The organism is Bacillus cereus (assembly GCF_007678085.1).
GTDB lineage: Bacteria > Bacillota > Bacilli > Bacillales > Bacillaceae_G > Bacillus_A > Bacillus_A cereus_BE.
In genome coordinates this window covers 1,635,816-1,648,096 of sequence record NZ_VEDW01000001.1, presented here as the reverse complement: position 1 = coordinate 1,648,096, position 12,281 = coordinate 1,635,816, and the positions used below count along the sequence as shown (strand labels likewise).

Here is a 12,281-nt window from a genome sequence, read left to right as displayed (position 1 = left end):
GTGGGCTCTTTTTAGGTTGTCGGTTTTTGTCGGTAAGTCGATATATTGAAAAAATCGTTGAAATAAATTTCATGTACCGTATTGAAATCCGAAGTGTTAGTACAATTTCGCTAACCGAAACCGAATTCCAATACATTTTTCCTCAAGAAAGGTGACTTCATCATTTTTACATGTAATAATAGTATCGTTACATACATTGTGAAAGAAGTACAAAGGAGCGTTATTAATGAATTTAGCTAAATTCCCGAGAAAAAAATATACAGAATCATATACACCAATTGAAAAATTAAACAATTTTTCTGAAGCACTTGGCGGGCCGACTATTTATTTTAAACGAGATGATTTACTTGGTTTAACAGCTGGTGGTAATAAGACGAGAAAGTTAGAGTTTCTAGTTGCGGATGCACAGGAAAAAGGTGCAGATACGTTAATTACAGCTGGTGGTATTCAGTCAAACCATTGCCGTTTAACACTAGCAGCTGCGGTAAAAGAAAAAATGAAATGTATCCTTGTATTAGAAGAAGGGCTTGAGCCAGAAGAGAAGCCAGACTTTAACGGAAACTATTTCTTATATCATTTACTAGGTGCTGAAAATGTAATTGTTGTACCAAACGGAGCAGATCTTATGGAAGAGATGCGTAAAGTAGCGAAAGAAGTAAGTGAGAAGGGTAGTACGCCATATGTAATACCAGTTGGAGGATCAAATCCTACTGGCGCAATGGGATACGTTGCTTGTGCGCAAGAAATTATGGCGCAATCATTTGATCAAGGAATTGATTTCAGTTCAGTCGTTTGCGTAAGTGGCAGCGCTGGTATGCATGCTGGTTTAATTACTGGTTTTGCTGGAACACAAAGTCACATTCCTGTTATTGGAATCAACGTAAGTAGAGGAAAAGCAGAACAAGAAGAGAAAGTAGCAAAACTTGTAGAGGAAACATCAGCTCACGTTGGTATTCCCAACTTTATCCCGCGTGAAGCTGTTACATGCTTTGATGAATATGTAGGACCAGGTTATGCGTTACCAACGCCAGAAATGGTGGAAGCAGTTCAATTACTTGCGAAAACTGAAGGTATTTTACTGGATCCAGTGTATACAGGTAAAGCAGTAGCGGGACTAATCGACTTAATTAAAAAAGGCACATTTAATAAAGAAGACAACATTTTATTCGTACATTCAGGTGGTTCACCAGCTTTATATGCGAATACATCTTTATTTGCGTAAGTGTAAAAAGCATTGGGTATCCAATGCTTTTTTGTTATATAATGGAATTGTTAGGAGGGAGTATATGAGTTCAAACTTACAATGGATTATATACACGATACTCAGCATTTCTATTTTACTAATTTCATTTGTGGCTTATGGGATTTATTTATATTTTACTTAAGTGAAATGGTAACCAAATCAAAGGAAAAATAAAATGACCGCTGTGTTAAATAGAGTAAAACATAAACCGATAATGGCTAAAATTTTCTTCCCAGCTCGGCTACAAAAAGAAATAACCGCTAATATAATTGCTATAACAGCGGAACCTAATATGAAGTAGGCGAAAGGCACGACCTATTCTACTCCAACTCTGTCTAAAATAGGTGAGAAGAGAAAGAGATTAATAGTAACGAATATACTTACAATGAGAAACGTATAGCTTTTCCAAGTTTACGTTTGTATCTGCATGGAACGAGACACTCCTTTCTCTTTATTATTTATATTTTTGAGTTTAAATTAATTACCTTTATTTTACAAATTTAAATATTTTGTATTGAAAAGAGGGTATTAATATGAAATTTAGAAATTGGTCTCTAGTTAATATTAGCATCTGTATAATCATAATAATCGGTTGTTCAAATAAAATAGGAAATGAAGATCAAACAATCAAAGTGCAAAAACATGTGGATGATAAATATGAAGATTTGAAGGTAGTTACAGATAATAAGCAAGTTCAGCAAGTAAAGAAAATATTAAAGGATACTACTTTTGAAAATAAAAAAGTGGAAATGTCTCGTCCAGCTGATTATCACTTTATTTTTCAATTTAAAAATCCGAAAATAGAGGCGAAAGCAGTGTTGTATCAAATTTGGGTAAGCACTAATAAGGATAAAGTGGAAATCATCTCGGGAGGTAATCGGTACGCTCAATTAGAAGAAAAAAATGCAGCCACTTTGTTTCGGATTGTTACAGGGGAGAAGTTAGCTGAATAAATATATAGGGTTATAAGAATTCAGCTCGTATTTTTCATTTTGGGAGATACTTAGTTTTCAACAAAAATAGCTATTTCTTTATATTGGAATAAATATTGAGAATCGGATAAAATGGAAATTGGACATTGATTTGATGAGTATGAGGTTCTACGCTTATTAGCGGATTCATACACTTTAAGGTGTGCATGAATCTGCGAATGGATAATAAAACTAGGAAATATATTGTTTTTATAAAGATTCGATGTTATGTTTGGTTTTCTCAATATAATATTTCCCTTATATAGGAGTGGCTATTTGAAGAAATTAATATTATTAGTTTTATTGGCTACATGCTGTCTCACTATAGCAGGATGTTCTAATAATAGGGTTACAACTAAGGATGAGTCTAAAAATTCAACACCTGTAAAGATTAAACGTATCAATAAAGCGTGGTACAAACATATATAATAGTTTAAAGAATCTTGAAATTGTTGATGATAAAGATTATAAGGTGAAATTAGTTAGGCCGATAGTAAACGTTGCGAAACCTGGTGAAAAGCAGGGAGCATGGTTTGCATTTAAATTTATAAAATATGCGACATTAAAATATTCACAAAAAAGAGTCTACATGTAGTCCCTTTTTGTGGATATTTTTCATAGATAATAGACTTCCTAAGGTGCCTTCCTATGATTTGAAACATCCGAAAATTATTTTATCAAGTTAAATAGTATCATTTTTTGAAATTCGGCGAATGCGAGGGACCCGTAATAACTCGATTGGTGTGGTCTTTTTTCACTTTATCTATCATGTTTATATATCTTTCTATTAAAAAATCTAACTTTAATCGATTAAATGGAATAAAACTTAGTTAAAAACAATGAAATTTCAGGAAAAATAAGGTACACTAATCAATGGTTTTGGTTTAAAATCAATTGACGTTTATGTATACGGGGGAAAGATTGATGAACAATAATTCAGTAAATGAAACTGTTGAAGAAGTTGAAAAAAAACGGGTAAGAACAAAAAAACGTTTTGCCAATTGGAAGCTAATCGCTGCGGGTGGCGGTGTAATTGCACTTCTTATTGGGGGAATGAGTTATTACCAGGCAACCCACTTTAATTCGAATGTTACGATTAACGATACGAAGGTCGGTGGTTTGAGTGCTGATCAGGCAATACAGAAATTAAAAACATCTGCACTAGCAAATAAAGTCTATATTGATCAACAACAAATTTTAGATGAACAAGATACAAAAACGGGACTGACAGAAAAAGACTTGCCACAAGTTAAGAAACTATTAAAAAGCCAGTGGACATTTCTCCCTTCGGCAAAGGAAAAAGATTATTCATTGTTACCGAAAGAAGCGGATCAGTATCGTAATGAAACGATGAAAAAACTGCTAGAAGAAAAGCTCGTTTCTATGAATGAAAAATTAAAAGCGCCTCAAGATGCTATGGCGAAGCTCGAACAAGGAAAAATTGTTATTTCGAAGAGCGTTGATGGGAAACAATATGACGTAACGAATCTACTAAAAGATTACGCCAAGCAGAAGCATAAAAGTGAAATTCATTTAAAGTCTACATACATACAACCTATTAAAGAAGACGATCCAATCATCAAAAAAGAAGAGAAAGCATTACAGAATCTTATTCAGCAGTCTGTTGATTATAAAGTGCAGGATGAAGTGTATTCATTAAAAGCGAAAGATTTAATTCAAAATGCCTCTATGTCAAAGGATATGAAAGTGACAATCGATGCGAGCGAAATTAAGAATAAGGTCGCTGAAATTAATAAGGCTAAATCTACATTACATAAAGACTTCGCTTTTAAAACACATTCTGGTTCGGTTATTTCAGTAAAGGGACAAGGATACGGCTGGGCACTAGATGTGGAAAAAGAAACAAAACAAGTTCAACAAGCCTTTGAGAAAGGCGAAAAATCGCTTTCTGCTTCTAATATTCACGGGAATGGTTGGGAGAAGGAAGGGATCGGTTATAAAACAACAGCGAATAATGGCATCGGAGACACATATGCGGAAGTTTCCATTGCAGATCAACAAATTTGGATTTATAAAGATGGAAAACTAGTTCTCACAACAAATGTAGTAACGGGTAAACATAGCACGGGTGAAGATACATCACCAGGTGTATGGTACGTTTTATATAAACGAACTCCATACACGCTGAGAGGTAGCGCAGTAGGGAAAGCTGATTATGCAGTTAAAGTAGATTACTGGGTTCCATTCACAAATAGTGGTCAAGGATTCCACGATGCTGGCTGGCGAAAAGACTGGGGAAATAATGCTTATGTAACAGGGGGATCAGGTGGGTGTGTAAACCTTCTGCCTAACGTTGCAAAAACTGTGTATGATAGTTTGAATACATATGATCCAGTTATTGTGTACTAGAAAATAGCTACGTATTAAGAAACAAATAAAGCAGGAAATCTTACCTGATGGTATATGAAAAAACACCTCTTGAATTTGCATACGAAGTATGTACATTCAATGGAGGTGTTTTTTGTTTGAAAACAAGAGTTTATTGCTTATAAGAAACAAAGTAGAAAGAGATTGAGATGAAGAAACAGGTATTCAAATAGTCAATAAAATTGACATTGAATATCATTTTCATTTAATATAGAATCGTCGCAGTTAATTAGACATGATTTTTTTACTAATATAATAGATTTTTAATAAGGTGTCCCATTTAAGAATTAAAAAGTAGGAAAGGGTAATATAAAAATGAACTGGAAAAAAGGCGGATTATGGATTATTATTTTTTTCATTGTAAAAGGTACGATTTCTACACTGTTAATCGTTACAGGTGCTAAATATTTTGATTTATCATTTATGCAACTTTTCGTACTAATACTGGTCTTATTACTGATTTCTCTCATAAGCCGAAAATTGCTGTATAAACATAAACAAAACAAAAAGCAAAAAGAGCTAAATATATAATGAAGCCCCAGAGACCTTTGGATTTCTGGGGTTTTATTTCGATATTTTTTTCCATATGCATATCAACTTAACAGAACAGGTTGTCCAAAATGATAAAATCGATGCTGTTTAAAATGCGTCGGTTACTTTTATATAAGGATTGAAGAATCTTTATTCTGGAGCTACAGATATTCATACATTATGCTCGTTTTTCAATTGGTAGTTTAAATGTAAAAGTACTGCCTTCTCCTAATTTACTTTCAACCATAATTTCTCCTCCGTGTAGTTCTACAATCCATTTTACCATCGACAATCCTAAACCTGTGTTTCCGGTGCTTGAAGATGTTCGTGCTGCGTCAACTCGATAGAAGCGGTCCCATATTTTATCAATATGTTGCTTGCTGATGCCAATGCCATTATCGGAGACTTTACCTATTATGTTGTTTCCATCACGGAACAGTTGCATATGCACAGTGCCGTTCGCTTTGCTATAAGCAATCGCATTCGTTAGTAAATTCATTAATAAACGCATCATCAATGTTTGATCTGCTTTCATAAACAGGTTTTCCTCTATATTCGTTGTCATATCAATCGATGTTTCTTGATCCATTAATGAAAGCTCTTCTACAACGATTTCCGTTAATTCACTCATATTGATACATTCAAATTGGAAAGTATTATGGTTTCCTTGGTCAGCTCTTGCTAATAATAAGAGTTGGGATAGTAGCGCGGACATTTTACGTGATTGCTTTAAAATGACTTCTAACGATTCTTCCATTTCTTTCGGATTATTCCTCTGTGATAAAGCGTATTCGCATTGCGAAATAATAACAGATGTTGGTGTTCTTAATTCATGAGATGCGTCAGATGTAAATTGTTTCTCACTTTCGAACGATGTCTCCAATCGCTCAAACATTTTGTCAAAGGTTTGTGCTAAATGATACATTTCGTCTTTCGGTGAACCTTGTAAATGAATTCTCTTCGAAAGGTCTTTACCATCACTAATTTTACTAGCTGAATCACTCATTTGTTGCACAGGTCGAAATGCTCTTTGCGTAATAAAATATCCTCCCACTGCGGCAATGAGAATAAGTAATGGGAATGAGATGAGTGTTATGACAATAAGCGTATTCATCGTTGATGATAATTGGTTCATAGTCATTATTCCACGAATCCAGACTTGCTCATCGCCGCCCGCATTATGGAGAAAATCATATACAATCCATTCTTTATTACCGTCTTTAATGGTTTGTATTTCATCGGATTTAAGCGATATCTTTTTATTAAAGCTTGTTGGACTATTTCCTGCCAGCAGCTCACCTTGTTTATTATAAATGCTGATATTTACTTCATCTTCTAACGTTTCAAAATCATCGTCCATCTTTAATTGGCCATGCTTATATTCGATATCTTCCATGCTTTCTTTTACTGTACTCTTCAATTGATTCTTCATATTAAAAAGCAAAACTTGATCTGAAGAAGTTAAAATAAAAGCTAACACGAGTGCCATAATAATTACAATTAGCCCTGTATACCACAGGGTTACTCTCATTTTGATTGATAGTCTTTTCATGATTCTACTCGCAATACGTAACCAGTTCCTCGTACTGTATGAATTAACTTCGTTTCAAACTGGCTATCAATTTTTTTGCGAAGATAACGGACGTAAACATCAATAATATTCGAGCCACCTTCATAGTCGTAATTCCACACATGTTGCTCAATTTTATCTCGTGTCAACACAACTTCTTTATTACGAATCATATATTCTAAAATAGCAAATTCTTTACTGGAAAGAGTGATAACTTGGTCTCCTCTTGTTACTTTATGCATATTACAATCTACCACTAGGTCAGCGATTTCAAACACATTAGATGTGTTTCCTGTATTTCTTCGCATTAACACTCGAATTCTTGCTAACAGTTCGTCAAAAGCAAACGGCTTTACTAAATAATCGTCCGCACCTAAGTCGAGTCCTGTTACGCGATCATCAATTGTATCTTTAGCTGTAAGAAGCAAGACAGGAGTTATATTATTGTCTGCGCGTAATTTTTGTAATACTTGCAAACCATTTGTTCCGGGAATCATAATATCTAGCACAATCAAATCGTAGGTAGCCATGTTTATATAATCCAAGGCATCTTCTCCATTCCCACATGCATCGACACTATAATGTTCTGCATTTAATCGTTTTACTAATATATTTTGTAAGTCTTGTTCATCTTCGACAATAAGAACTCGCATTAACATTCTCCTTTTTTCCTTATTTATATGTATCACTATAATTCCAAAACATTAAAGAAAGATTAGAAACGATTTAATTATATCATTTTATCCAGCATTAACGGGCAGTAAGACTCCTCCCTCAAAATTCGGCGAATGCGAGGGAGGTAGGGGGGCGGGCTACCTGTAAAAGTCTTCACTTTATTTTTTTGTACATTAATCTTCCTTTAATGTTTGTTGTGTAATATAAAGGCAAGGATAAGGTGCACATGTAAAGGGAGGAAAGCAGAATGAGACAGTCGATGTTGATTGGAGCAATGTCTTGTTTATTCTTAACAGCTTGTTCTACTCAAGCTGATAAAAATACAGAAGTACAACAACTGAAAGTGGAAAATGATACATTGCAAAAAGAAATTTCTCAACTACAACAAGAACCACACAAAACAGGGCCTGCTACAAATGATACGAAGCAAATACAAGATTTCAAAAACGAAGTCACATCTATCGTTGAAAAGGCAAATAACATGAAACCAGTTGGAGCAAAAGAAGAAAACTTAAATACGTACTTAGCAGCAAAAAAAGAAATTGATCAATTAGATGACAAGATAGATCTATCTGATAATCAGCTAGAAGCAGATTATCGCGCTGGAACGATAACAATTGAACAATATAAAGCGCAAGAAAAAGAACACGATATACTCGAAGATCAATTAGAGCAAGCAGAAAATGCGCTGGAAGCAAGATTTGGAATAGATGATTAATCATGAAGGAGTGGATGAAAATGTTAAAACATAAAAAGAAAATAATTATAAGTGTAATTGCTATTTTAGTAAGTGGTATTGCTATTGTTGGTGGATATTATGGCATGGGTTACAATTATGCAAAAAAGAATGAAAACTACACTGAGAAACAAGTTCGTGAAATTTCTTTAGCACATACAAATGGAGAAATTATTAATGTGAAAAAAGAATTCGAATTAGAAGATGACAACTTAGCACAATCTACATTTGAATATGAAGTGGAAATTAAGACACCTGATAATCTGTTAAATAGTTTAAAAGTTAGTGCTAGAACAGGTACAATAGAAATCGATAATGAAGATTAAAAAAATCGACAAATAAAATATCGTGTATTTGAAAATATCCAATAAGCTGTCCATATGGACTGCTTATTTACACAATTCTTGTTATCGGTAACGATGAAAAAGACGAACCCCTAATTTTACAAGGGAATCGTCTTTTTTTGTTCTATGGATCTATGCATTTTTTTATACATTCCTATCCTGGTGTGGTTTTAGGGTTCTTGTCTGTTTTTGGATTAACCGAAAAACTTTATAAAATCTTGTATACTCTTAGCGTAATTTTTTCCGGAATTCTGGCCGTACCCCATCGCTATCAAGCTAAGCTTATGCAAAGTCGATTTTAGGTGAGATTGTTTCTTTTTTCTAAAGGGCAAGTGTAGGTGATTGAAAGATTTGCATACGAAATAAACCTTAACGGGTTTCACTTTTTTGAATTAAGCGGCTTGATTATCAGACAGGGTACAATTGTAAACGACACCTAATATATCAAAGACCGTTTTTTTCTCATATCGATGAGACTTTCGCCCATTTTGCTGTTGTTTTGTTAATCGATGAGCAATTACACGAGCTGGAACTTTATCAATCATACCTACATAAGCATCAGCTATTTCACATGTTTGTCCTGGTTGAAGAGAGTTCATTAACGTTTCCATATCTATCTGTATATACTATGTACCTTTCTTAATTCTTCTATCTTGAAAATAATTAGGGTTAGGATTTTTTGCAGTAAAATCAATGTTAGTAGAACTTTTTTAATCAAATTTTTTTCTATATTAACATAAATACTTGCAATATTTAAATTAGTACTATATAGTTCTAGTTATGACAAAGGTAAAATTAATGAATCAAAAACGTGTGATTGAAGTAGCTGCAACATTATTTTTAGAAAAAGGGTTTGCTTATACAAGTATGGATGAATTAGTACGTGTAAGCAAAGTTTCAAAGTCTAATGTGTATTATCACTTTTCTAATAAGGAAGTATTATTAGAAGGGGTCGTTGATTATTGGATTGAAATGTATCAATCTGCAATTGATGACGTACTTTCTCAGAACCAATTTTTAGTTGAAGATCGTATCCAACTGTTTTTAAAGCAATTATCACAAGGAGTTCAGTCGAGAGAGTATAAGGGGAGCTGTCCATTTATTACTCTTTATATTCAAAGTCCTACACAGGCCACGCAAATAAAAGAAAAAATAGGTCTTTTTTTTACAGGATTACAAGAGAAAGTTTCTCTATTACTTAAACAAGGGGTAGAGAATGGAGAATTCAGAAATACGATTAATATTGATGAGGTTGCATCACTTTTTATTACAAATCTTGAAGGAGCGTTATTTATTTCAGAAACATTGAAGGATGCAACTGTAATCACGAAAACAGCAGATCATTTTTTAAAATTGCTTCGATAAAAGAAGCTTTTTTTTTCACATCAAATTAGTACTAAGTAGTACTAAAGGAGGATTTTATATGAGAACAGTATTTTTAATTGGTGGAACAGGCTTTATTGGAAAGCAATTAGTGAAAGAATTAGCCAAAGAAGATGTTAAAATTCTTCTTTTAGTAAGGTCGAAAAGTAAAGCAATACGCATTTTTCAAGAAAGAGGTAGCTTAAAAAAGGCAGTTATGCACTTTATTGAAGGTGATTTGACGAAAATAGATTTAGGTCTAAGTGCTGAAGATAAGGAGAGGGTATTGAAAACGGATGTGATTATTCACGCAGGAGGCCCCATGGATATTCAAGCGACAAGTAAAGAGGCAGCTTCCGTATTTTTAAATGGCGCCAAACATATTAGTGAATTAGCTAAAAGTATTCATCAATTGAAGGGCTTGCAACAATTTATTCATGTTGTAGGTTATATGAGTCCCTTTGATGATAAAAATAGCAAGATTGCAATTGATGTGTTTAAAGAAGGAAACAGTTATTTGAAAATAAAAAATCCATATGAGAGAACAAAATTTTTAGCAGATCTTTATATCCGTCACCAGGCATCAGCGGTAGGTTATCCGCTTTCTGTAATTAATCCACCAACTGTAGTCGGTAGTAGCAAAACAGGGAGTACAGAGCAGATAGCAGGATTAGGTTTGCTTGTGATGAGTATGCGAAGAGGGCTCATGCCAGTGATTCCTGGAGGTAAGGGATATAGGTTACCACTTATTTCAAACGATGAGTTTGCGAAGTTTATTGTGCAGGTTTTCAGGTTGGAGCAACCGACTATTCAAACATATACACTTGTTGAAGACAAACAGCACGATCAGAACATTACTGGATTATTAAGTATTATGTCGGAAAGTATGAATATGAGGGCACCAAAAATCTCGGTCCCAATGCCGCTTATGAAAACAATTATGAATAGTGGATTAAGTAAAATAACAAAAATTCCTTCTGATGGACTGAATTTTATTACAAAACGAAAATTTTCAAATGTTTCAGCGAAAAAAATTATGGGAGGAGATTGGTTTAAGAAGACGAGTGTAATGAAATTTTTCCCTGCCGTAGTAGCTGATCTGGATTATCGAATGATGTATCAAAATGGCCAGCATAATCATTTATTTAAACGAACATTATGCGATAACACTACTCTTTACCAATTACAAGGAGAGGGGAAACCGTTTATTTTATTACATGGTTTATTGAGTGATGGAGAGGATTTATTTCCTTTAGCACAAGAGCTTTATGAAAAAACTGGTCAACCTGTATGGATCTTGGATCTTCCAGGTTTGGGGCGTTCTCCTTTTAAACGAGATAAAAATCTTCTAGATATCTATTTGAATGTAGTGAAAAAGTTATTGGAGAAAGCTACTCATGGTGCACATCTAATTGGTCATTCGTTCGGTGCATTTATTCTTCTGGAAGCATTGGTACAAGAGTACATAGATAAGAAGTATTCAATTACTTTACTTCAGCCACCTGTTGCTAAAAAAAATGCTAAATCGCTAAATGTTCCTCAATTTATGAACAAATGGACATTAAAATTGGCAACTACTAAGTTGATAGAGCGTTATTTATTAAGTAATGGTTTGTTTGAAAGTACGGAGAGCATTCCTGAACATTATATTGAAAAAATAAGGAACAGTTTTACTTCTCCTAGAATTTTAAATACTACGGTTCAGCTTAACAGTTTACTACTGAAAAACGATCAAGGTGATTTCAATGAAGTAACAAAGTATAATCTTCACATTATTTGGGGGGATTATGACAGAGCCTATTCTGCTCCATCGCATCTTGGTAAGGTTGATTTTGTTCCATATGGCCATCATTTTCCTCTTAGCCATCCGAGTGAAACGGCAACATTAGTAATAAAAAATAGTAATACTAGCAGATGAGAGTGTGGGATAAATAAAAAGTGTGTAGTAAGATCGTTGTGTCTTTGAAATAAAATCGTACTGTGTGGGGTCCCACCCTATGCCCATCAACTTAAAGATTTTATAACACCCCAAAACAAAAAAATGAGTCGAATTCTTATAAATAACTGTAAAAATGTAAATTTCTCGTAATGGAGATGTCTCAAAATGTTAGCTTGATGGGCATGGGATCCCGCCCACATTTTAACGAAAATATACGCTAAGCAAATTCCAACATAAAGCGAGCCAAATTTTCTACTCTTAAGAAAAATTTCGGTTCGTGTTATGGTTTCATGACAAGTTGTTTACTGAACAATAAAGTTCTTTATTGGAACAGGCTACTTTCTTCAACAATCGGGCCAGATTGTTGAAGAAGAAATATAATAAAAATGCTTTTGATTGTTTTATCCCGCTTTAATGGGCAGTAAGACCCCCACCTCAAAATGCAGTGAAAGCAAAGAATTTAGGTGGGGGATCAACTGCCCATAAAAGTCCGATTGGTTCAACTAATAATCAGTGGGGGAT

At 34.0% G+C, this 12,281-nt stretch carries 10 protein-coding genes and 1 pseudogene; 8 read left to right on the top strand and 3 right to left on the bottom strand.

What is annotated here, in order from left to right; genetic code table 11:
- The first annotated feature begins 226 nt into the window (after positions 1-226).
- From cuyA to FS742_RS08400, 4 genes are all read left to right on the top strand, one after another.
- Entirely contained in the window at positions 227-1,222 is a 996-nt protein-coding gene (gene cuyA, locus FS742_RS08420; protein ID WP_144611944.1) for a D-cysteate sulfo-lyase, read from the top strand.
- A gap of 554 nt (positions 1,223-1,776) precedes the next feature.
- Positions 1,777-2,196 carry a YhfM domain-containing protein gene (locus FS742_RS08415; RefSeq protein WP_144611943.1) on the top strand — a complete coding sequence of 140 codons (420 nt, stop codon included), beginning with the start codon at positions 1,777-1,779 and terminating at the stop codon, positions 2,194-2,196.
- Positions 2,197-3,138: 942 nt separating this feature from the next.
- On the top strand, positions 3,139-4,584 hold the full coding sequence (locus FS742_RS08405; RefSeq protein WP_144611941.1) for a L,D-transpeptidase family protein: 1,446 nt from the start codon (positions 3,139-3,141) through the stop codon (positions 4,582-4,584).
- Positions 4,585-4,917: 333 nt separating this feature from the next.
- A complete protein-coding gene (locus tag FS742_RS08400) occupies positions 4,918-5,133 on the top strand; it encodes a hypothetical protein (protein ID WP_001104092.1) in 216 nt (71 codons plus the stop codon).
- A gap of 178 nt (positions 5,134-5,311) precedes the next feature.
- On the opposite strand, the gene FS742_RS08395 is transcribed toward FS742_RS08400, so the two are convergent.
- Positions 5,312-6,685, bottom strand: a complete 1,374-nt coding sequence (locus tag FS742_RS08395; RefSeq protein WP_144611940.1) for a sensor histidine kinase — start codon at positions 6,683-6,685, stop codon at positions 5,312-5,314.
- Entirely contained in the window at positions 6,682-7,356 is a 675-nt protein-coding gene (locus tag FS742_RS08390; protein ID WP_144611939.1) for a response regulator transcription factor, read from the bottom strand. Before FS742_RS08390 ends, FS742_RS08395 begins: the two co-directional genes overlap by 4 nt.
- A 269-nt stretch (positions 7,357-7,625) precedes the next feature.
- Between FS742_RS08390 and FS742_RS08385 the strand changes: the two genes are divergently transcribed.
- Both FS742_RS08385 and FS742_RS08380 read left to right on the top strand, forming a co-directional pair.
- The gene (locus FS742_RS08385) at positions 7,626-8,096 is read left to right on the top strand and encodes a hypothetical protein (RefSeq protein WP_144611938.1); all 471 of its coding nucleotides are present in this window, start codon (positions 7,626-7,628) and stop codon (positions 8,094-8,096) included.
- A 20-nt stretch (positions 8,097-8,116) separates the two neighbouring features.
- Positions 8,117-8,440, top strand: a complete 324-nt coding sequence (locus tag FS742_RS08380) for a PepSY domain-containing protein (protein WP_144611937.1) — start codon at positions 8,117-8,119, stop codon at positions 8,438-8,440.
- A gap of 410 nt (positions 8,441-8,850) precedes the next feature.
- Here the strand turns inward: FS742_RS08380 and FS742_RS08365 are convergent.
- A pseudogene (locus FS742_RS08365) lies at positions 8,851-9,141 on the bottom strand (hypothetical protein); the annotation flags it as partial.
- A 115-nt stretch (positions 9,142-9,256) separates the two neighbouring features.
- Here FS742_RS08365 and FS742_RS08360 point away from each other — a divergent pair.
- Complete coding sequence (locus FS742_RS08360; RefSeq protein ID WP_144611935.1) at positions 9,257-9,823, top strand: TetR/AcrR family transcriptional regulator; 567 nt, start codon at positions 9,257-9,259, stop codon at positions 9,821-9,823.
- Positions 9,824-9,881: 58 nt separating this feature from the next.
- Entirely contained in the window at positions 9,882-11,738 is a 1,857-nt protein-coding gene (locus FS742_RS08355) for an alpha/beta fold hydrolase (protein ID WP_144611934.1), read from the top strand.
- The last annotated feature ends 543 nt before the right edge of the window (positions 11,739-12,281 follow it).

What these genes read in the sequence shown, in the direction of transcription:
- cuyA (WP_144611944.1), top strand. Translation starts at nt 227, where the DNA reads ATGAATTTAGCTAAATTCCCGAGAAAAAAATATACAGAATCATATACA.
- FS742_RS08400 (WP_001104092.1), top strand. Translation starts at nt 4,918, where the DNA reads ATGAACTGGAAAAAAGGCGGATTATGGATTATTATTTTTTTCATTGTA.
- FS742_RS08405 (WP_144611941.1), top strand. Translation starts at nt 3,139, where the DNA reads ATGAACAATAATTCAGTAAATGAAACTGTTGAAGAAGTTGAAAAAAAA.
- FS742_RS08385 (WP_144611938.1), top strand. Translation starts at nt 7,626, where the DNA reads ATGAGACAGTCGATGTTGATTGGAGCAATGTCTTGTTTATTCTTAACA.
- FS742_RS08395 (WP_144611940.1), bottom strand. Translation starts at nt 6,685, where the DNA reads ATGAAAAGACTATCAATCAAAATGAGAGTAACCCTGTGGTATACAGGG.
- FS742_RS08380 (WP_144611937.1), top strand. Translation starts at nt 8,117, where the DNA reads ATGTTAAAACATAAAAAGAAAATAATTATAAGTGTAATTGCTATTTTA.
- FS742_RS08355 (WP_144611934.1), top strand. Translation starts at nt 9,882, where the DNA reads ATGAGAACAGTATTTTTAATTGGTGGAACAGGCTTTATTGGAAAGCAA.
- FS742_RS08415 (WP_144611943.1), top strand. Translation starts at nt 1,777, where the DNA reads ATGAAATTTAGAAATTGGTCTCTAGTTAATATTAGCATCTGTATAATC.
- FS742_RS08360 (WP_144611935.1), top strand. Translation starts at nt 9,257, where the DNA reads ATGAATCAAAAACGTGTGATTGAAGTAGCTGCAACATTATTTTTAGAA.
- FS742_RS08390 (WP_144611939.1), bottom strand. Translation starts at nt 7,356, where the DNA reads ATGCGAGTTCTTATTGTCGAAGATGAACAAGACTTACAAAATATATTA.